This window comes from Streptomyces sp. NPDC047917, from assembly GCF_043204345.1.
In the GTDB taxonomy this organism is placed as follows: domain Bacteria; phylum Actinomycetota; class Actinomycetes; order Streptomycetales; family Streptomycetaceae; genus Streptomyces; species Streptomyces sanglieri.
On sequence record NZ_JBIDCA010000021.1, the window covers coordinates 67,015 to 87,037 of the forward strand.

Here is a 20,023-nt window from a genome sequence, read left to right on the forward strand (position 1 = left end):
GGTATTCCTCTCCGGCCGGCTGCCGGGCGCGCGGCACACGTCTTCGACAGGAGAAACCATGACCGACTGGCCCGTTCCGGAAACCGACATACGCCCGCTGATGGGCAGTTTCCCCTCCGGCGTCTCCGTGGTGACAGCGCTCGACGCCGACGGCACGCCCCGCGGGATGACCTGCAGCTCACTGGCGAGCGTGGCGCTCTCCCCGCCGACACTCGTGATCTGCCTGCGCACGGCGAGCCCCACCACTGAAGCCGTACTCGCCGGCGGGCAGTTGGCGCTCAACCTGCTGCACGAGGGAGCGCACGCCACCTCCGACCTCTTCGCCTCCGGCAACCCCGACCGGTTCACGCTGAGCGAGTGGCGGCTGCCGCTGGGCGCGGGCGGCCCGCATCTGACGGAGGCCGCGCACGCCATCGCCGACTGCACGGTGGTCGGTACGCGGGAGGTCGGGGACCACACCACGGTCTTCGCGCAGGTACGGCGGTTCACCGCCGAGGAGTCCGCCCAGCCGCTGCTGTACGGGCGGCGCCGCTACGCACGCTGGTCGGACGCCACAGCGACCGCCAGGGAAGGAGCCGGCCGTGTCGGCACGTGACCCCCTGCCCGATCTCCTGATCGCCGTCCCGGTGGTCATCCTGGTGTGCCAGGCGGGCGCCCAGCTGTTCCGCAGGTTCGGCCAGCCGCCGGTCATCGGCGAGATCACCCTCGGCATCATGCTGGGGCCGTCGCTGCTGGGCTGGATCTCGCCCGCGGCACAGGCCTGGCTGTTCCCCGATTCGGTGCTCCCGTACATCGGTGCCTTGGGCAACATCGGCCTGCTGGCCTTCATGTTCCTGATCGGTCTCGAACTGGATCTCGGCACATTGCGGGGCCATCGCGGGACCGCGGTCGCGGTCAGTCAGACGAGCATCGTGCTGCCGCTGCTCCTGGGCTCGCTGCTGGCCCTCGCGATGTTCGGCTCGTTCGCGCCGCCGGGCGTGGGCCGGTTGCCGTTCGTGCTGTTCATCGCCGTGTCGATGAGCGTCACCGCGTTCCCCGTGCTCGCCCGGGTCCTCACCGACCGGGGCCTGGTCGGCACCCGGATCGGCTCGCTGGCCATGGCGTGCGCCGCGGTCGACGACGTGACCGCCTGGTGCCTGCTGGCGGCGGTGGTCGCGGTGTCGACGAGCGGTTCGCCGGCCGAGGCGCTGACGACGGCGGCGCTCGCCGCGGTCTTCCTCGCCGTCATGGTCTACGCGCTGCGTCCGCTGCTCGCCCGCTGGGCGAAGCGGGCCGAGCGGACAGTGGACGGTGTGGTCCTCGTCGTCCTCTTCAGCGGCCTGTGCCTCTCCGCACTGGCCACCGACCGGATCGGTGTGCACGCCCTGTTCGGCGCCTTCGTCTTCGGCCTGGTCACTCCGCGGGGGTCCATGGTCATCGAACGCTGCACGGCACGGCTGCGGGCGTTCTCGGTCCCGGTGCTGCTGCCGCTGTTCTTCGTCTCCACCGGGCTGAACACCGATGTCTCGCTGCTCGGCGGCGACCCGGTCCAGTGGCTGTGGGCGCTGGCGATCCTCACCGTCGCGATGCTCGGCAAGTGGGGCGGGAGCACGGCCGGGGCCCGGCTCGCGGGTCAGTCCTGGCGCGACTCCCTGGCGATCGGGGCGCTGATGAACTGCCGGGGCCTGACCGAGCTGGTGGTGCTGAACCTGGGGCTCGAACTCGGTGTGATCGGGCCCGATCTGTTCACCATGCTGGTGCTGATGGCGCTGATCACCACGGGTCTCACATCGCCGGCCCTCTCCCGGATCCGGCGCGAGAAGCTGCGCGGGTCCGCGCGGACGGCGTCCGAGCCGCCGGCCCTCGACGGCACGAAGCCGGCCGCGGCCGGCGGGGCGAACCCGGAGCGGGACCAGGTACGGAACCCGGAACGGGACCAGGAGCGGGACCAGGCTCTGGAGCCCACCTCCGCCCGGTGACCGCGCGGACGCGCCATGGCCGTACCCACCGGTCTCCCGGGAGGTACCGCCATGGCGCCGTCCACGATCCGTGCCCGCCCCGAGTACCCGGTCACGCAGCCGTCGCGACCCGGGTGACCGGGGCTTCGACGACCGGTGCGCACGGGGCCGAGGTGGCCCGTACCCACCGTTCGAGGGTGTCGGCCGCGGCGCCGGAGTCGATCGCCCGGCCCGCCGCTTCCACCGCCCAGCCCAGCCGTTCGGTGACGGTACGGCCCCCGGTCGGTTCGCCCGCCACGAGCGCGGCGCCCGCGGAGAGCAGCACCGCGTCCCGCACCGGTCCGCGCTCGCCGTCGAGGACCCGCCGGGCGACGGCCGCGTTGTACGCGGCGTCCTCCCCGCGCAGTGCCTCCTGCGGTGCGAGCGCGATCCCCACGTCGCGCGGGTCGAACCGCTCCTGCCGGATGTCGCCGTCGCCCACGGTCAGCACGGTGGACGTGGTGGTGACGGTGAGCTCGTCGAGCCCGTCGTCGCCACGGAAGACCAGGCCCCGGCCACCGGCCCGGGCCAGTGCTCCGGCGATCAGCGGCAGCAGCCGGGCGTCGGCGACCCCGACCGCCTGGGCGGTGGGTGCGGCCGGATTGGTCAGCGGGCCCAGCGCGTTGAAGACGGTCGGGATGCCGAGCTGTTTGCGCGGCCCCGCCGCGTGGCGCATCGCCGGGTGGAAGTCCGGCGCGAAGCAGAAGGTGATGCCCGCCTCGTCGACCACGGCGGCGATCCGCTCGGGCGGCAGCCGCAGGGTGACGCCCAGTGCTTCCAGTACGTCGGCGGAGCCGGAGGCCGAACTCGCCGCACGGTTGCCGTGCTTGACGACCCGTGCCCCCGCTCCCGCCGCGACGATCGCGGACATCGTGGAGATGTTGACCGTGTGTGCCCCGTCGCCCCCGGTGCCCACCACGTCGACGGTCCTCCCCGGCACGTCGATGTGTACGGCATGGGCCAGCATCCCGTGTACGAGCCCTTCGAGCTCGCCCACGGTCTCGCCCTTGGCCCGCAGGGCCACCAGGAAGCCGGCGATCTGTGCGTCGGTCGCGCGGCCCCGCATCACCTGGTCCATCACCCAGGCGGTGTCGACGGCGGTCAGATCCCGGCCGTCGAGCACCTGCCCCAGCAACGGGGGCCAGGAGCGGTCCTGTTCGGGTGTCGTGGCGCTCACTGGTCTTCTCCTTCTTCGGGTCAGGCGCTCGGCGCCGGGTGCCACGGGTCGTCCAGCGGCGATGCCTGGGCGGTCACGGGGCTCGGGTGCCACGGGTCGTCCAGTGTCGAAGCCTGGGCGGTCACCGGGCTCGGGTGCCACGGGTCGTCCAGTGTCGAAGCCTGGGCGGTCACCGGGCTCGGGTGCCACGGGTCGTCCGGGGTCGAAGCCTGGGCGGTCACCGGGCTCGGGTGCCACGGGTCGTCGAGCGGCGTGGCGGCGGCAGTGGTGTAGGAGCCGGCGTGGTCCGCCCGGCCGGCCTCCGAGACGGTCTGCACGGTGGCGAATATCGCCGCACCGGCGAGCGTCACGACTACGGTCTGCTGGATCTTCCCGGTGATCGCATTGAGCTTCATGATTCCTTTTCCCCCTATGAACTGTTGCGGTTCGTTCCGACACCCAGAACATTAGGAAGGACCTGTTTCGAATCATTATCACAGGGACTTCCGCCCATCAGACGCAGCAATATATTTGATATAACCGCTGATCAGCGCCATACGGACGTGAATATTCCAGCCATCCCGAGGGTGTGGACGGGGGGCCGATCTCAATTTCCGACCGATCCCGCAGGCGAGTTCCGCATATCGGCCTCCTCCCGTGCGGGGCCGACCCGGCGGGCGGCCGTCAGAAAGTTGTCCAGGATCCGCAGGCCGCCGACGGTGGTGATGGACTCGGGGTGGAACTGCACCCCTTCCACGGCCAGCGTGCGGTGTCTCAGCCCCATCACGTAGCCGTCGTCCTGGGCGTGCGCGGTGGCGATCAGCGGGGGCGGCAGCGGTTCGTCGGCGATCAGCGAGTGGTAGCGCGTGGCTGTCATCACCGGCTCCAGCCCTTCGAACACCCCCGCGCCGTCGTGGCGTACGAGGCTGGTCTTGCCGTGCTTGAGCCGCTCGGCGACCGTGACCCGGCCCCCGTACGCCAGGCAGATCGCCTGGTGGCCCAGGCAGATGCCGAGCAGCGGTACGGACCCGGCGAAGGTGCGCACCAGCTCCACGTGGCCCGAGTCGGCCGCGTGGCCCGGCCCCGGGCCGAGGACCACCGCGTCGGGCCCCAGGGCGGCGAGCTGCTGCGGGGTGCGGGTGTGCGACCGCACGACGTCGGTGTCGGCGCCCAGGGTGCGCAGGTACTGGTCGATGATGTGGGTGAAGCTGTCGTACGCGTCGACGAGCAGGACCTTCACGGCAGCAGCTCCTCACCGGTCAGCGCCCAGTAGGCCGCACCCATCTTGTGCAGGGTCTCGCGCCACTCGGCCCCGGGGGACGAGTCGGCGACGATGCCCGCGCAGCTCTGGGTGGAGTAGGTGCCGCTGCGGCCGTCGTGCACGATCGTGCGGATGCACAGGGCGAGTTGGCTCCAGCCGCGCAGGTCGACGAGGCCGACGGCGCCCGCGTACATGCCGCGCGGCTCGCTCTCCAGCTCCTCGATGATCTCCATGGCGCGGATCTTGGGCGCCCCGGTGACCGTGCCCGCCGGGAAGGTGGCGCGCAGCACGGACCAGGTGTCGTCCTCGGGGGCGAGGGTGCCCTCGACGGTGGAGACGAGGTGGAAGACGTGCGAGTACGTCTCGACGGTCATCAGGCCGTGTGCCTCCAGCGTGCCGGGCAGGCAGACCCGGCCGACGTCGTTGCGGCACAGGTCGACGAGCATGACGTGCTCGGCCCGTTCCTTCTCGTCGGCGACGAGCCGGGCGACCCGGGCCTCGTCGATGCCGGGGTCGCCGCTGCGCGGCGCGGTCCCGGCGATGGGCCGCATGACGACCTTGCCGCCCTCGGTGCGGAAGAGCACCTCGGGACTGGCGCCGATGACGGTGCGCCCGTCGCGCGGGACGAGGTACATGTACGGAGACGGATTGCGGCCGCGCAGCCGCCGGTAGACCTCGAAGGGTTCGAGGCCGGATTCGACGTCGATGCGGTGGCCGATCTGGATCTGGTAGATGTCGCCGACGCCGATGTGTTCCAGGCAGCGCCGGGCCCGCGCGAGGAAGGTCTGCTCGTCGCAGGTGTCCTGTACGGAGCGCGGCCGGGGCGCCTCGGGCAGGACCTCGGGGACCGGGCCGACGGCGGCGACCGCCCGGACGGTCTCCTCGGTCAGGTCGAGGGGCGCCGGGTCGGGGAAGGCTTCGCTGTGCGCGGTGAGTCTTCGTACGGTGCCGGGTTCCGGACCGTACCAGACGGTCTCGCGGAACAGGCCGAGCACGATGTCGGGTTCGTCGTGGTCCCGGTCGCCCCGCTCGGGCAGCGTCTCCATGTGCCAGGCGGAGCCGTAGCCGAAGGTGGCGAGGAAGCCGAAGGCGTAGCTGTCGTGCGGCCGGCTCGTCTCCACGGTGAACAGGTCCTGGACGGCGCGCAGCAGTTGCCAGACCTGGTCGCCGTGGAGGAGACCGCGTTCGTTGCCGGGCCGGGGGGCGAGGCCGAGGCCGTCGGCGGCCGCGAGGGCCGCGGCGGCGACGGCTTCGGCGCCACCGACGGAGATCCGGTCGGCGTGCACCCGGATCTCGGCGAGCAGTCCGTGGCCGACGACGGTGGCCCCGGGGGACTGTCCGGGGCCCTCGCGGCTCTCCAGCAGGAAGACGTCGTGCGCCGACTGTTCGCGCAGTGCGGCGTACAGGTCGAGCGGTTCGTGCGGGGCGAGGGCGGTCTCCTCCACCCGTACGGTGATGGGGCCGGGGCCGGGCCCTGCGGGCCGGGGCGGGCTGTCGAGCAGAGTGGTCACTGTCGTCTCATCTCAGCCGTATCGGCGCATCTCGTGGAAGAAGTCGTCCACGACGGCGAGTCGGCCGTCGGCGCGCAGGGTGTCGTAGATGTGTCTGCCGACCGCGAGGTCCAGTACGCCGAGCCCGAAGGGCGAGAAGACGACGGGCCGGTCGTCGGGGATCTTCAGCTCGCCGGTGAGCACGTCGTACAGGGTGCCGTCGATGAACTCCCGGTTCCCGCTGAGCTGTTCGGCGAGGTGCGGGGAGGTGTCGGCCTTGAGGCAGTGGTCGATGTCGTCGACGACGTTGGTGGCCGCGAGGATGACCTCGGGCGACAGGTCGCGCAGCGACACGTGCAGGACCAGCGGGTTGTGGGTGAACCATGCCGGGTCGGTCACGTGCGGGGCGCCGGCGACGGTGGCGAAGACGACGACGTCGCTGGAGCGGATCAGCTGTTCGGGGCCGGTGTGCAGGGTGACCGTGCCGTTGTCGCCCTCGCGCTCCAGGTGTTCGGCGAAGCCCCGGGCGTGCTCGTCCGACAGGTCGTACACCCCGGTCTCCTCGAAGCTCCAGCCGGTGCCGGCGAGGTACTGGTGGATGAACCGGGCGATCAGGCCGGTGCCGAAGAAGCCGATCCGGCGTGGTCGGTCACGCCCTTCGGTGAGCCGGTCCGCGGCGAGCGCCGCCGAGGCGGCGGTGCGGGCCGCGCTGATGATGGAGCTCTCCAGGCAGGCCAGCGGGTAGCCGGTGGCCGGATCGTTGAGGATGAGCACTGCGGAGGCCCGGGGGATCCCGGCCGCCACGTTCTCGGGGAAGCTGGAGATCCATTTGATGCCGTCGACGGGTGCGTCGCCTCCGACCGAGGCGGGCAGGGCGATGATGCGTGAGGTGGGGCGGTCGGGGAACCGCAGGAAATAGGAGGGCGGGTTGACCGTGTCACCACCGCCGTGCACGCGGTAGGCCGACTCGATCAGCCGGACCACTTCCTCGTGCCGGCCGTCGAGGACTCGGTGCACCTGTGCGCCGGGGATCACGGCGAACGAGGGCACCCCGGGGGTAGGCGGCATCACAGACTCCACAGCTCTCGGGAAACCGAATTTCTGTGACGACGCTAGGCAATCGCCTTATCGGCGTGATATCGCCGGATTAAGCGGACCCTGCCCCACCGCCCGTGGCCGGCCCCCGGAAGAAGGGCCGGTCCTCTTCCTCCTACGTGCCGATTCCCACCCCCGGGGAAGGGCCCGGAGCTCTCCCCGGCGCGAGTTCCGCGGAGAGCTCCGGGGAGAGCTCCGGCAGGACTTCCGGATCGATCTCCGGAGAACCGCTGAGCTCCCGGGCGACCTCCTCCTGCCAGTGCGTGGCCCCTCTGCGGGTGAACAGCTCCTTGGCGCCCAGGAGTTCGGCCTGGGCCTCCTCGTCCCGGCCCAGCTCCCGCAGGAGTACGCCGAGTTTCAGCCGGATCGATCCCTCGACCACGGGGCTGCCGAGCCCGCGGGCGACCTTGCGGCCCTGGACGTACGCGGTCTCGGCCGATTCGAGCGCGCCGAGCGCCACCCGGGCCTGGCCGAGTCCGTACAGGGCGTGCGCGAGCCCGTGGGTGTCGGCCTTCGCCCGGGACAGCTCCTCCACACGCAGGTAGGACTCCTCGGCCTCCTCCGCCCGCCCGGACAGGAGCTGCGCGCTGCCCAGCCGGTACAGGCACTGGGCGAGGCTGCGGGAGGCGGCGGGTTCCATGGACTCCGCGACCCGTACCGCGTCCCGGGCATGGCCGAGGCTGGCCTCGTAGTTGCCCCGGTCCAGCTCCAGCTGGGCCATGTTCTGGAGGACGGACGACTCCGACGACAGATCGCCGGCCTCGCGGAAGATGGGCAGGGCACCGCGCAGCCGGTCCGCCGCCGCGTCGGGGTCGCCCTGAAGACGGTGGACCACCGCGAGGTTACGCAGAACCAGTGCTCGGCCCAGCCGCTCGTCCAGGTCCCCGTAGAGCTCCAGCGCCTCCTCGGAGCGCGCCTTCGCCTCGTCCATGCTCTGCCGCATCAGCGCGGCGGCCCCGGTGTGGTGCAGCATGACCGCCTGGCCCAGGCGGTCGTCGGCGGCGCGGGCCGCGGCCAGGGCGTGCACGGCGCAGCTCTCCCAGTTCTCCACGTAGCTGCGCGTCTCGAAGAGCACGGACGCGGACCCCGTGAGGTCCCAGGCGAGATCGGCCATGCCCATCCGGGCCGCCTGCTCGACCATGCCCACCAGGCAGAGCCGCTCCGCCTCGAACCAGGCCAGCGGGTCGGCGAGCAGTTCCTCCAGCAGGTCCGTGTCGATGGTGGCCGGCTCGGTGCCGCTGTGCACGATGCTGAACTCCCCGCCGCTCTCCCTGCGGTGGGCCTCGCGGGCGATGGTCAGGGCGGTGCGGAAGACCCGGCGGCAGGCGTCGTGCCAGGCCTCGTCCGACTCCTCGTCCCGGGCGCGCTCCCCCGCGTACAGGCGCAGCAGGTTCTGGAAGCGGTATCGCAGCCGGCCGGTCGCGTCGACGCCCACGACCTCCAGGAACTGGGTGTCCACCAGGTCCTCCAGGAGCAGTTCGGCGTCGATCACGTCGACGTCGAGCAGCGCGGCGGCCACCCAGGAGGTGAAGTCCGGTACGTCGGCGAGGCCGAGGCGCCGGTAGAGGCGGGCCGCGTCGACGGAGAGGTAGCGGTAGCTGAGCTCGAATCCGGCCCGGACCCGGGACTCCCCCTGGCTCAGCTCGTCGAGCCTGCGCCGCTCGTCGCTGAGCCTGGCCACCAGGTGCCGTACCGACCAGTGCGGTTTTGACGCGAGGCGGGCGGCGGCGATCCGCAGGGCGAGCGGCAGCCGGTCGCAGAGCTCGACCAGGCGGGTCGCGTCCGTGCGGGCGGCGGCGATCCGCTCCTCGCCGGCGATCTTGGCGACGAGTTCGACGGCCGCGTCGGGCGGCAGTACGCCGAGGTGGACGCGGGCTTCCTTGGGCCAGGTCACCAGCTGCTCCAGCTGGTCGCGGCTGGTGACGACCACACAGCTGGCACCGCTGCCCGGCAGCAGCGGGACGACCTGGGCGTGGGTGCGCACATTGTCCAGGACGATCAGCGCGCGGCGTTCGGTGAGCAGGCTGCGGTAGAGCGCGATCCGCTCCTCCAGCGCCTCCGGGATCTGCTGCCCCGGCACACCGAGCGAGCGCAGGAAGCGGCCGAGGACGTCGGCGACGGAGGCGGGCTCGTGCTGCTCGTCGTAACCCCGCAGGTCCGCGAAGAGCCGCCCGTCGGGGAAGTCGTCGGCGACCCGGTGCGCCCAGCGCAGCGCGAGGCCGGACTTGCCGACCCCGGCGACACCGGTGATCAGGCCGACGGTGGGGGTCTGGAGCGCGGCCCCGGATTCGATCATCAGCGCGTCCAGTGCCGCGAGTTCGCTCTCGCGTCCGGTGAACCCCGGTACGTCCGGCGGCAGTTCGGAGGGAACCACGACGACATCGGGCACCGCGGCCTCGGCCGCGACGGAGACGGGTCCGTCGGCCGGGGTCAGCGACGGGTCGTCGCGCAGGATCAGGTCGTGCAGTTCCTGGAGGTCCGGGCCCGGTTCGAGTCCCAGCTCCTCGATGAACTGCTCGCGCGCCTCCCGGTAGGACTCCATGGCCTCGGCGCGCCGGCCCGCCCGGTACTGGGCGAGCATCTGGTGGTACCGGGTCCGCTCGCGCAGCGGGTTCTCCTGCACGACCCCGCCGAGCTCGGGCAGCAGCTCGTAGTGGCGCCCCAGCGCCAGCTGGACGGCGGTGGCGTCGTCGTAGGCGTTGAGCCGGTGCTCACCGAGACGGCCTGCCTCCTCCTCGACGAGCAGCCCGGACACCCCGGCGAGCGCGGGCCCGCGCCACAGGTCGAGGGCGCGCCGGTACCGGCCCGCCGCGTCCTCCAGGCGCTGTTCCCGCGCGTCGATCTCCGCCTGGGCGACGAGTGCGGTGAACTCCACCGAGTCGATGTAGTGGCTCTCGGCGTCGAGGAGGTAGCCCGGATGCGCGGTCACGATGGTGTCGTCGGCCGCGCCCTGCGCCTTGAACGTCTTGCGGAGCGCGGCGATGACGATGGCGATCTGGGTACGGGCGGTGGCGGGCGGATTCCCGTTCCACACTTCGTGCACCAGAGTGTCCACCGGCACGGTTCGGCCGGGATTGAGCAACAGCAGAGCGAGCGTGGTCCGTTGACGTGCCCCGCCGATGACCACCTTTCGCTCGCCCGACGTCACCATGAGTGGGCCAAGGATTTTGAATAAGAACCGTTCCCCCACCGGGCCTCCCGTTTCCCCCACCCCGAGGAATTCCGGGATCACATTACCCGTCCAGGAGTTCGAAGCGGGTGATCGGCGGCGAACTCTCGATGGCCGGTTTCGGGCTCCGGGCGCGGGCACACCGTCCGGGACCGTTTACCTGTCATATGCGGTCACATCCGCACGGGTCCGATCAGCTGTGATCGGACCCGCCGGAGGGGCTACTGCGGGGGGTTTCCGTGTTTGCGGGAGGGCAGGTCGGCGTGTTTGTTGCGGAGCATCGCCAGGGACTTGACGAGTACTTCCCGGGTCTCGGCCGGGTCGATGACGTTGTCCACGAGCCCCCGCTCGGCGGCGTAGTAGGGGTGCATGAGTTCGGTCCGGTACTCCTCGACCATGCGGGCGCGCATCGCCTCCGGGTCCTCGGCGGCGGCGATCTGCCGACGGAAGATGACGTTGGCGGCGCCCTCGGCGCCCATCACCGCGATCTCGTTGGTCGGCCAGGCGTACGTCAGATCCGCACCGATGGACTGGCTGTCCATCACGATGTACGCACCGCCGTACGCCTTGCGCAGAATGAGGGAGATCCGGGGCACGGTCGCATTGCAGTACGCGTACAGGAGCTTGGCCCCGTGCCGGATGATCCCGCCGTGCTCCTGGTCGACGCCGGGCAGGAAGCCGGGTACGTCGAGCAGCGTGATGATGGGGATGTTGAATGCATCGCACATCTGGACGAAGCGGGCGGCCTTCTCGGAGGCGCCGATGTCCAGCACCCCGGCCAGTGACTGCGGCTGGTTGGCAACGATGCCGACGACCTGGCCGTCGAGCCGGGCCATCGCGCAGATGATGTTGCGGGCCCAGCGCTCGTGGACCTCCAGGTAGTCCCCGTCGTCGACGAGCTCCTCGATCACCGCGTGCATGTCGTACGGGCGGTTGCCGTCGAGGGGCACGAGGTCCAGGAGCCCGTCGTTGCGCCGGTCGGCGGGGTCGCGGGTGGGCTGGACGGGCGGGTCCTGCCGGTTGTTGGAGGGCAGCATCCCGATCAGGTAGCGGACCTCGGCGATGCAGGTCTCCTCGTCGTCGTACGCGAAGTGCGCGACGCCCGAGGTCTCGGCGTGCACGTCCGCGCCGCCCAGCCCGTTCTGGGTGATCTCCTCACCGGTGACCGCCTTGACGACGTCGGGTCCGGTGATGAACATCTGGGAGGTCTCGCGGACCATGAAGACGAAGTCGGTCAGCGCCGGGCTGTAGGCCGCGCCGCCCGCGCACGGGCCGAGCATCACGCTGATCTGCGGGATCGCGCCCGAGGCCCGGGTGTTGCGCTGGAAGATCCCGCCGTAACCGGCGAGCGCGGAGACACCTTCCTGGATACGGGCGCCGGCGCCGTCGTTCAGCGACACCAGCGGCGCACCCGCCGCGATGGCCATGTCCATGATCTTGTGGATCTTCGTGGCGTGGGCCTCGCCCAGCGCACCGCCGAAGATCCGGAAGTCGTGGGCGAAGGCGAAGACGGTCCGGCCGTCCACGAGCCCCCAGCCGGTGATGACACCGTCGGTGTACGGCCTCCTGTCCTCCAGCCCGAAGCCGGTGGCCCGGTGCCGGCGCAACTGCTCGACCTCGCAGAAGGTGCCCTCGTCGAAGAGGAGCGCCAGCCGTTCGTGCGCGGTCAGCTTGCCCTTGGCGTGCTGGGCCTCGGTCGCCTTCTCACTCGGCCCGCTGCGGGCCAGTTCCCGCAGGGCGTGCAGCTCCACGACACGCCCCCGGACATCGGCCGGGGCGGCGGCGTCGGGGGCGGGGGAAGCGGAGGCCGAGGGGTCGATGGTCGTCGTCATGGCGGTCCCCTCACTGCCAGCTGAGCGGGGCGTTGTACCGGTCCGCGTGCCGCCACCACCGCGAGCCGGCGACGGCCTGCCTCTCCGGCGACTGTTCGGGCTCGGCCCGCAGCGCGAGCAGCACCACGGTGAGCGCGGCCAGTTCCTCGTCGGTGGCCTGCCCCCGCTCGACGCTCAGCGCGATCCCGGAGCTGTCCGGACTGTCCATCTCACCCTCCTTCGCCTCCGGGGAGTTCACTGCGGAGATCCCCACGGCCTCTCATGGGACGACGGATTCCTTGCGGGGGACTACGCGGCTCCTATGCCGGGGTACCGGTGGACCACTTCGCACGCCGTCCACGTGGTCCGTCAACTCCACTTCCAACAAGCCCAGTTGAGTCGGTCACGACCAATTGGTACGGGGTCGGCGCATTCCTCGAAAGTGGTTGCGGTCCCCAATTCCGTACGGCGGGATCCCACCTCGCCCCACCTCCATCGCCTTCCCGCAGAAGGAAATCCTGAATGCGCAAGCGCGGAGCACCGCTCCCCCTGGGCGACGCGACAGGGGCCACCATCGACCTGCCCCCGCCTCCCCGCCCACCCGGGCGGGCAGCGGGCAGCGGGCAGCGGGCAGCGGGCAGCGGGCAGCGGGCAGCGGGCAGCGGGCAGCGGGCAGCGGGCAGCGAAAATTCTGCCATCTCGGCAACTTTTCCGTTTCAGCAATCTTGCCGCAACGGCAAGATTTGTTCTACGCTGCTCGCATGACACCAGCAGACGAGGCCCGCACGACCGGGCAGTCCGGACTCCGCGAGCGCAAGAAGCGGGAGACCAGGGCCGCGCTGAGCCAGGCGGCGATCCGGCTCTGCGTCCTGCACGGCTGGGCGGATGTGACGGTCGACCAGATCGCGGCCGAGGCCGATGTCTCCGTCCGCACCTTCCGCAACTACTTCTCCGGCAAGGCCGAGGCGATCGCCGCCGGCCATCTGGAGAGGATGCTCCGGATCGCCGACGACCTGCTCGACCGCCCGGCCGGCGAACCGCTCTGGGACTCGCTACTGCACGTGGTCCTGGGCCGGTTCGTGCCGCCGGAGAGCCCCACGTCCCGGAACGCGCCACAGAACGAACGGTGGCGCGAGGGGGTGCGGCTGATGCTGGCCGAACCCGCGCTGGCCGGTGAGATCGTCAAGACCAACGCCGCCGCCCAGCAGGAGCTGGCCAGGGCCGTCGCGCAACGGACCGGCACCGACGCCGAACGCGATGTGTACCCGAAGCTGGTCGCGGCCGCGGTCTCGGCCGGCACCGCGGTGGCCGTCGAGCACAGCCTGCGCGCCGACGAAGCCGCACCGCTCGGCGCGGTCCTGGCCCAGGTCTTCGAGCAGCTCACCGCCGGCCTGCCGGTCCCGTAACACCGCGCCCCCTCCCCCTCCCTCTTCTCTTCCTTTTCCTTTCCGCGCCAAGGAGGCACGACCGTGACAGCCGACGTGATCATCGTGGGAGGCGGCCCGAACGGGCTGATGCTGGCCTGCGAGCTGAGCCTGGCCGGCATCAGCCCGATCGTGCTGGAGCAGCTCCCGCAGCCCAGCACCGAGCCCAAGGCCAACGGCCTGCTCGGCCAGGTGGTGCGCCTGGCCGACCACCGCGGTCTGCACGAGCCGCTCAGCGGCAGCCCGGAACCCCCGCGGCCGAACTCCGCCTACTTCATGTTCGCCGCCATGGGCCTCGACCTCGGCCTGCTGGACGCCAGTCCGGTCTTCGGCCTCGCCGCCACGCAACACCGCATCGTCCAGGTCCTGGAGGAGCGCGCCCGGTCGCTCGGGGTCGACCTGCGGCGCGGACACCGGGTCCGGGCCGTCGCCCAGGACGAGGACGCCGTGACCCTCGACGTCACCGGCCCCGACGGCGACCGACAGCTCCGCGCCCGCTACGTGGTCGGCGCGGACGGCGCGCACAGTGTGGTCCGCAAGCTCTCCGGGATCGGGTTCCCCGGCGTCAGCTACGACCGCCGCACCAACCGCACCGCCCACGCCACCGTCCCGGCCGACTGGGTCGACCCCGTCAACGGCGCGCTCACCGTGCCCGGCCACGGGCCGGTGCTGCCCTTCCTGCCCCACCGCGCCGACCGGGGCGGCTTCTCGTACGCGCCGTTCCCCGGGCAGCCGCCGCTGATCAGCACCACCGAGTGGGACCGGCCCGCGACGGACGAGCCGATGACTCTCGCCGAGATGGAGTCGAGCGTCCGCCGCGTCCTCGGCGCCGATCTGCCGCTCGGCCCGCCGGACGGGCCGGGCCCCCATGTGCTGCGGCGGCTGACCGGCGGCAACACCCGGGTCGCCGACCGGTTCCGCGACCGCCGGGTCCTCCTCGTCGGCGACGCCGCCCACGTCTACACCTCCGGCGGCGGCCCCGGGCTGAACCTCGGCCTCCAGGACGCCGCCAACCTCGGCTGGAAGCTCGCCGCCACGCTGCGCGACACCGCCCCGCCCGGCCTGCTCGACAGCTACGACACCGAGCGCCGCCTGGCCGCCCGCCGGATGGTGCTCAACGCCGAGGCACAGTCCGCGCTCACCGCGCCGGGCAGCGACACCACGGCCCTGCGCGAGCTCTTCACCGAGCTGCTCACCGGCAAGGAGGTCGTCCAGCGCCTCGCCGACCTCACCGCGGGCACCGATGTGCGCTACGAGATGGGCGTCCTCGACCCCCACCCCGCGGTCGGCTACTTCGCACCGGACCTGGAGCTGATCACCGGCACCGAGAAGGTCCGGCTGGCCGAACTCGCCCGCAGCGCCCGTCCGCTGCTGATCGACCTGACCGAGGACGGATCGGCGGCGGCCGTACTGGCAACGGATCAGGACGCCATCGACCCGGTCGTCGCACAGGGCGTCAAGGGCCCGGCCGGCCTCTCCGCCCTGCTGGTACGCCCCGACGGATACGTGGCCTGGGCCGGCGGCTCCCCCGTACCGGACCCGGCCGAACTCGCCGGGTTGCGGACGGCGGTCGAGCGCTGGTTCACGGCCGGGTGTGGGTCTCCAGGGCGTCGATGATCCCGGGCCAGAGTTCGCGGGGGCGGTCGTGTCCCATGTCGGCGATCAGCAGGAGCTTCGCGCCGGGCACCAGCTCGGCGGTGCGCCTTCCTCCGCTGGGGTCGGTCAGCGTGTCGTCCAGGCCGTGGATCACCAGGGTCGGCACTCGAAGCCCGCGCAGCGCGTCGGTGCGCGGGCCGCTGAGGACCATGGCCGCGAGTTGCCGCCCGGCTCCGGCCGGGTGGTGGGCGCGGTCGTAACTCCGGGCGGCCAGCTCACGGAGGGGTGCCGGGTCGCCGTACCGCTTGGAGGCCCACACCAGGTCCCGTTCCGCCGCCGCGATGTACCCCTCGCGATCCGACGGCTTCGGGCTGGAGACCACCGCCTGGGCCTCGGGGCTGGGTCGGCCGTAGTCGGGCTCGCCGGTCGAGGACATCATCGACGTCAGGGTCAGCACTCGCTCCGGCCGGCTGATGGCCATCGTCTGGGCGATCATTCCGCCCATCGAGGTTCCGACCACATGAGCCCGCTCGATGCCGAGCGCGGTGAGCAGGCCGAGGCCGTCGTCGGCCATGTCCCGCAGCGTGTAGGGCGCCATCGCACAGGCGGACGGGATGTCGCCCGAGCTCACGGCGTCGATGAAGCGGCCCACGTCGACGGGATGTTCGTCGAACTTGGTGGACAGCCCGCAGTCGCGGTTGTCGTACCGGATCACATAGCGTCCACGTTCCGCGAGCGCGCGGCAGAAGTCCTCGTGCCAGGCGATCATCTGGGCACTGAAACCCATCACGAGCAGGACGGCCGGATCGGCAGGGTCGCCGAAGGTCTCGTACTCGATGGACACTCCGGGCAGGGCTTCGACATGCGGCATGCCCGAAGTCTCCCAGCACCGGCCGTCCGCGCGCATCCCGGATTCGGCTGCGACCCCGGGGCACGCGAGCCCGGCATGGTCCAAACGAGAGGCCCTATCGGTCCACGGCCCCGGGGACGAGACCGTCGGCGACCAGGCCGTCCAGTACCGCCTGACCCAGGGCGTGCACGGCGGACTGGGGGCGGACCATCACGGTGAACTCCTTGATCCGGCCCGTCCCGTCGAACTGGAGCAGGTCGATGCCGTGGATCTGCCTGCCGTTCACGGTGGCCCGGAAGAGCAGGATCGTCGACGGGGCCTGTTCGCCGTCGGCACTCGTCTCGGCCTCGCCCTCGAAGCGTCCGACGTAGCGGAAGTCCTCGAAGATGCGCAGCAGCACTCCGAAGAGCCCCAGCACCATGGGCCTGCCCTCGAAGGGGGTGAACTTCACGGGGCTGTAGAGACGGATGTCCTCGGTGAACAGCTCGCTCAGCGCGGCCGGTTCGCCCTTCTCCACGGCGGCGCGGAAGCGTTCGGTGGTCTCCGCTGCCTTCACGGTCTCCATGGCTCCTCCTGAAGCTCAAGAGTACTCAAGAATATGATTAGTCATTTTCTTGAGTATGATGCAGTGGCGGACGAGGAAAGGGAAGGGGGCGCTTCGATGGCCTTGCGACATGCCGTGCTGGCGGCGCTGCTGGACGGTGAGTACAGCGGGTACCAGCTGGCGAAGGCGTTCGACATCGGCGTCGCGAACTTCTGGCACGCCCTGCCGCAGCAGCTGTACGCGGAGCTGGCCAAGCTGGAGAAGGAAGGGCTGGTCGCGGGGCGGCAGGTGATCCAGGAGACCCGGCCCAACAAACGGCTGTTCCAGGTCACCGACGCCGGTCGTGCCGAGCTGGAGAAGTTCGCCGCGGCCGTGCCGAAGCCCTCGTTCATCCGCGACGACCTGCTCGTCAAGGTCCAGGTCGCCGACCGTATCGGTACGGCGTCGGTGATCGAGCAGCTCCAGGAGCGCGCGTCCGCGGCCGAGGCCAAGATCGAGCTTCTCGGCAAGCTGCTGCGGCAGTTGCGCGGCGAAGTGGACGAGGACGAGTTCCTCCGCCGGGGCGAGCGGATCGGGCCGTACCTGACCTGTCTGCGCGGCCTGGCTTTCGAACAGGAGCACCTGGACTGGTGCCGGCGGATCGCTGCCGTTCTCCACGAGAGGCAGTCGACGCATGCCGAAGGGTGAGTACCTGCGCTACGTCGCCCTGGGCGACAGCCAGACCGAGGGGCTCGGCGACGGTGACGACACCGTCGGGCTGCGGGGCTTCGCCGACCGGCTCGCCGAGCACCTCGCGGCCGTCGACCCGGAGCTCCGGTACGCCAACCTCGCCGTGCGGGGCCGGGTCACCGGTCAGGTCCGCGCCGAACAGCTGGGGCCCGCCCTGGCCCTGCGGCCCGATCTGGCCACCGTTGTCTCCGGGGTCAACGATCTGCTCCGGCCCCGGTTCGACGCCGCGGCGGTGGCCGGGCACATGGAGGAGATGTTCGCGGCGCTCACCGGGGCCGGAGCCCGGGTGGTGACGCTGACCTTCCCCGACGTGGGGAAGATCGTGCCCCTTGCCCGGCCGATCAGGTCACGCGTGTTCGACCTCAACACCCGCATCCGTGCCGCGGCCGCCCGTCACGGGGTCGCGGTCGCCGAAACCGGCCGGGCGGCCGTCACCACCGATCCCCGGCTGTGGAGTGCCGACCGGCTCCACGCCAGTCCCCTGGGCCACGAGCGGATCGCCGAAGCCGTCGCCGAAGCGATCCACCTGCCCGGCAGCGACGACGCCTGGACTCTCCCCCTGCCGCCGCAGAGGGTTCCCACCCGCCGTCAGGCCACCGCGGCCGAGCTGCGCTGGGCGGCCGCGTTCCTCGGCCCCTGGCTCGGACGCCGCCTCCGCGGCCGGTCCTCCGGCGCCGGCCGCACCGCGAAACGTCCCCGACTGCTGCCCCTGAGCGCCGCGCCCGGCCCCGCGACGGGCAGCCGGCCGGCAGGCGCTTAAGGGCTGTCCCGCAATTCCTGGCGGGCGTGCGACGACAGCTACGGCACCTCGCCGCGTTGTCGGAACGTCCACATACATCCAGTATGTGGACGTCCCTCCGCCTTGCGATGCACCGCATCTGACGCCGCACGCTGTTCCACCAGGAATTGCGGGACAGCCCTTAGGCGTCCACGGTATCGGTGTCGGTTTCGGCGGCGGCCCGCTCGATCGCGGCCTCGACCGCGGCGACGACGGTCCGGGTGTCGGCGCCCGTCCCGACCTGCCCGGCGAGCGCGGTGATCGCGGCGGTCTGGGCGGCCATCCGCCTGTCCATGGACCGGATGCGGGCCTGCATGTCCTTCAGGATGGACTGCGGCTGCCACGTCGGATTCGTCGAGTGGTCCGCCGCGTCCGACGGGCCGCCGATCGCGTCGGTCTTCCACACGGCGTCGAAGATGTCGCGCTTGGTGATGCCTGCCATGGGGTCCTCCTCCTGGTCCGAGCCGGGGTTCCAGCTCGCGGGGTGCTTGAGCCGCTCGGAAACATCGGCGCGGAGCTTGGGCATGGTGAAGCCGCGGGGGTCGATCTTGTCGTTCGACCACTCCAGGTGGCCGATCACGGACTTCGCCGACCATTTGTGCGCGCGGCACAGCGCGGCCTGGACACGGACGATCGCGTCGTACTGGGCCTTGGGCCAGGGGTCCTTGCCGTCGCCGAGGTTCTCGCACTCCCACCCGTAGAAGCGCGCGTTGCCGTCGACTCCGTTGCTGTTGCCTCGCGTCGGCGGAGTCGGCCGGGTGCCGTACGACTCCGCTATGACCTGGTCGAGCACCTTGGGGTCGCCGCCACCGGCGTGATTCGCGCGGCCCCAGCCGACCATGTGCACCCGGCCGTCCTTGGCGATCATCCCGTGGCACAGCGGGCCGGGCAGGTCCGCGTAGCCGTCGCGGACCATCCGGACCGTCGCCGCGGTGCCCTTGGTCACTGTGTGGTGCACGATGCTGCCGTGGACCGGGCCCCAGGGGCCCTTCGAATTGCGGTTGTGAGTACGCCAGTTTCCTACCTCGACCACGCGCACGCCCTCGGCGCGCAACGCCTTCAGTACAGCGGAGGCGGACAGAGGACCAGCCATTCGTTTCCCTTTCGGCCCGGGGTGTACGGGACGTCGCGGACCCTGTGTACGGTGCGCCGCAGTCCGGGTGAACGCGAACCGGTCTGCGGTGACCACCACTTCATAGGAGATCCATACCCCCTCAACGGCAGCCGGACTCGACCGCGTGACCGGCAGTGTGCACGGACCGCCGACGGCGAACTCTCCGGCGCGGCGCGGCCGGGAATTCGCACGCGGTGCCCGAGGGCTCATTCGCCGCCGGACTTCGCCTCGGCCAGGGTGTGTGCGACGAGGACGTCGGCATGGCCGTGGCCCAGGCCGTGCTCGGTCGAATCGAAGCCGCAATCGAAGCCGAAGTCGAAGTCGAGCCCGCCGAGATGGACCGCGCGGGTCCGCACGGTGCCACGCAACCGGCGCAAGCAGTGTCGTTTCGGCACTGAAGTCGCTGGGCCGTCCGAGTGCGTTCGTGGCCGCGTGCCTGGCGCGAACGTCTGTGACCTGCGTAAATCCGGGATTGTGATCAAGAACCTCGTGCGACGCGGTCTTCCCGCGCTCGCCCTCGCAGTCCTGCCCGTCCTGGCCGCCGTTCCGGCTGCCGACGCCGCAGGGAGCAGCCACCCCGTCCGGAGCACGCAGGCCCACTCGGCACTGCGGAGCGACTCCCATTTCTACCCGACCGCCACCCTCGGCCGGAACCAGGCCTGGACCTCCGGCAACGGCCGTACCATCCTGCGCGTCCAGAGCGACGGCAACGTCGTCGTCTACAAGGACGGCCACCCCGTCTGGCAGGCCCCGAACGTCTACCCCAACGCCGACCGCCTCGTCATGCAGGATGACGGCAACCTCGTCGTCTACAACCGGGCCGGTGACCCGCTCTGGGCCGCCGGAACCTGGCACAAGGGCCGGTACCTCTCCGTCCAGGACGACGGCAACGTGGTCGTCTACGACAGCGCCAACCGGCCCGTCTGGGCCACCAACACCGGTGACTGAGCAGCGTTCCGGGCACTGAGCGACGTTCCCTGTACGGCAAGGGCCCGGACGGCTGTCCGGGCCCTTGCCCTTGCGGCGGCCT

At 71.3% G+C, this 20,023-nt stretch carries 19 protein-coding genes; 7 read left to right on the forward strand and 12 right to left on the reverse strand.

Annotation, left to right across the window (positions count from 1 at the left end; translation table 11 throughout):
- Nucleotides 1–58 precede the first annotated feature (58 nt).
- Nucleotides 59–595 carry a flavin reductase family protein gene (locus ACGF8B_RS38605; RefSeq protein ID WP_392747226.1) on the forward strand — a complete coding sequence of 179 codons (537 nt, stop codon included), beginning with the start codon at nucleotides 59–61 and terminating at the stop codon, nucleotides 593–595.
- The gene (locus ACGF8B_RS38610; RefSeq protein ID WP_392747228.1) at nucleotides 582–1,958 is read left to right on the forward strand and encodes a cation:proton antiporter; all 1,377 of its coding nucleotides are present in this window, start codon (nucleotides 582–584) and stop codon (nucleotides 1,956–1,958) included. The genes ACGF8B_RS38605 and ACGF8B_RS38610 overlap by 14 nt, the downstream gene beginning before the upstream one ends.
- 91 nt (nucleotides 1,959–2,049) lie before the next feature.
- Here the strand turns inward: ACGF8B_RS38610 and trpD are convergent, their stop codons facing one another.
- The 8 genes from trpD to ACGF8B_RS38650 form a co-directional block, all read right to left on the reverse strand.
- A complete protein-coding gene (trpD, locus tag ACGF8B_RS38615; RefSeq protein WP_392747229.1) occupies nucleotides 2,050–3,153 on the reverse strand; it encodes an anthranilate phosphoribosyltransferase in 1,104 nt (367 codons plus the stop codon).
- A gap of 20 nt (nucleotides 3,154–3,173) precedes the next feature.
- Nucleotides 3,174–3,548 carry a hypothetical protein gene (locus ACGF8B_RS38620; RefSeq protein ID WP_392747230.1) on the reverse strand — a complete coding sequence of 125 codons (375 nt, stop codon included), beginning with the start codon at nucleotides 3,546–3,548 and terminating at the stop codon, nucleotides 3,174–3,176.
- A 191-nt stretch (nucleotides 3,549–3,739) separates the two neighbouring features.
- Nucleotides 3,740–4,372 carry an anthranilate synthase component II gene (locus ACGF8B_RS38625; protein WP_392747231.1) on the reverse strand — a complete coding sequence of 211 codons (633 nt, stop codon included), beginning with the start codon at nucleotides 4,370–4,372 and terminating at the stop codon, nucleotides 3,740–3,742.
- Entirely contained in the window at nucleotides 4,369–5,904 is a 1,536-nt protein-coding gene (locus tag ACGF8B_RS38630) for an anthranilate synthase component I family protein (RefSeq protein WP_392747232.1), read from the reverse strand. The genes ACGF8B_RS38625 and ACGF8B_RS38630 overlap by 4 nt, the downstream gene beginning before the upstream one ends.
- Before the next feature lie 12 nt (nucleotides 5,905–5,916).
- A complete protein-coding gene (gene sbnB, locus ACGF8B_RS38635) occupies nucleotides 5,917–6,951 on the reverse strand; it encodes a 2,3-diaminopropionate biosynthesis protein SbnB (RefSeq protein WP_392747234.1) in 1,035 nt (344 codons plus the stop codon).
- A 142-nt stretch (nucleotides 6,952–7,093) separates the two neighbouring features.
- Complete coding sequence (locus ACGF8B_RS38640) at nucleotides 7,094–10,129, reverse strand: BTAD domain-containing putative transcriptional regulator (protein ID WP_392747236.1); 3,036 nt, start codon at nucleotides 10,127–10,129, stop codon at nucleotides 7,094–7,096.
- Between the two features lie 239 nt (nucleotides 10,130–10,368).
- The gene (locus ACGF8B_RS38645; RefSeq protein WP_392747238.1) at nucleotides 10,369–11,979 is read right to left on the reverse strand and encodes an acyl-CoA carboxylase subunit beta; all 1,611 of its coding nucleotides are present in this window, start codon (nucleotides 11,977–11,979) and stop codon (nucleotides 10,369–10,371) included.
- 10 nt (nucleotides 11,980–11,989) lie between these two features.
- Nucleotides 11,990–12,187, reverse strand: a complete 198-nt coding sequence (locus ACGF8B_RS38650; RefSeq protein ID WP_392747240.1) for an acyl-CoA carboxylase subunit epsilon — start codon at nucleotides 12,185–12,187, stop codon at nucleotides 11,990–11,992.
- A gap of 532 nt (nucleotides 12,188–12,719) precedes the next feature.
- Here ACGF8B_RS38650 and ACGF8B_RS38655 point away from each other — a divergent pair.
- Together ACGF8B_RS38655 and ACGF8B_RS38660 are read left to right on the forward strand one after the other, a co-directional pair.
- Complete coding sequence (locus ACGF8B_RS38655) at nucleotides 12,720–13,364, forward strand: TetR family transcriptional regulator (protein ID WP_392747241.1); 645 nt, start codon at nucleotides 12,720–12,722, stop codon at nucleotides 13,362–13,364.
- Nucleotides 13,365–13,427: 63 nt separating this feature from the next.
- On the forward strand, nucleotides 13,428–14,999 hold the full coding sequence (locus ACGF8B_RS38660) for an FAD-dependent monooxygenase (protein WP_392747243.1): 1,572 nt from the start codon (nucleotides 13,428–13,430) through the stop codon (nucleotides 14,997–14,999).
- Here ACGF8B_RS38660 and ACGF8B_RS38665 read toward each other — a convergent pair.
- Nucleotides 14,965–15,849, reverse strand: a complete 885-nt coding sequence (locus ACGF8B_RS38665; RefSeq protein WP_392747244.1) for an alpha/beta fold hydrolase — start codon at nucleotides 15,847–15,849, stop codon at nucleotides 14,965–14,967. The two genes, ACGF8B_RS38660 and ACGF8B_RS38665, sit on opposite strands and share 35 nt — an antisense overlap.
- Before the next feature lie 94 nt (nucleotides 15,850–15,943).
- On the reverse strand, nucleotides 15,944–16,393 hold the full coding sequence (locus ACGF8B_RS38670; protein ID WP_392747245.1) for a nuclear transport factor 2 family protein: 450 nt from the start codon (nucleotides 16,391–16,393) through the stop codon (nucleotides 15,944–15,946).
- Nucleotides 16,394–16,489: 96 nt separating this feature from the next.
- Here ACGF8B_RS38670 and ACGF8B_RS38675 point away from each other — a divergent pair, with 96 nt between their 5' ends.
- Both ACGF8B_RS38675 and ACGF8B_RS38680 read left to right on the forward strand, forming a co-directional pair.
- A complete protein-coding gene (locus ACGF8B_RS38675) occupies nucleotides 16,490–17,059 on the forward strand; it encodes a PadR family transcriptional regulator (protein WP_392747247.1) in 570 nt (189 codons plus the stop codon).
- The gene (locus ACGF8B_RS38680; RefSeq protein WP_392747248.1) at nucleotides 17,046–17,861 is read left to right on the forward strand and encodes an SGNH/GDSL hydrolase family protein; all 816 of its coding nucleotides are present in this window, start codon (nucleotides 17,046–17,048) and stop codon (nucleotides 17,859–17,861) included. Before ACGF8B_RS38675 ends, ACGF8B_RS38680 begins: the two co-directional genes overlap by 14 nt.
- Before the next feature lie 160 nt (nucleotides 17,862–18,021).
- Here ACGF8B_RS38680 and ACGF8B_RS38685 read toward each other — a convergent pair whose 3' ends face one another.
- Together ACGF8B_RS38685 and ACGF8B_RS38690 are read right to left on the reverse strand one after the other, a co-directional pair.
- A complete protein-coding gene (locus tag ACGF8B_RS38685) occupies nucleotides 18,022–18,972 on the reverse strand; it encodes an N-acetylmuramoyl-L-alanine amidase (RefSeq protein ID WP_392747250.1) in 951 nt (316 codons plus the stop codon).
- A gap of 227 nt (nucleotides 18,973–19,199) precedes the next feature.
- Entirely contained in the window at nucleotides 19,200–19,349 is a 150-nt protein-coding gene (locus ACGF8B_RS38690) for a hypothetical protein (RefSeq protein ID WP_392747252.1), read from the reverse strand.
- A 118-nt stretch (nucleotides 19,350–19,467) separates the two neighbouring features.
- Between ACGF8B_RS38690 and ACGF8B_RS38695 the strand changes: the two genes are divergently transcribed.
- Nucleotides 19,468–19,941 carry a hypothetical protein gene (locus tag ACGF8B_RS38695; protein ID WP_392747254.1) on the forward strand — a complete coding sequence of 158 codons (474 nt, stop codon included), beginning with the start codon at nucleotides 19,468–19,470 and terminating at the stop codon, nucleotides 19,939–19,941.
- The last annotated feature ends 82 nt before the right edge of the window (nucleotides 19,942–20,023 follow it).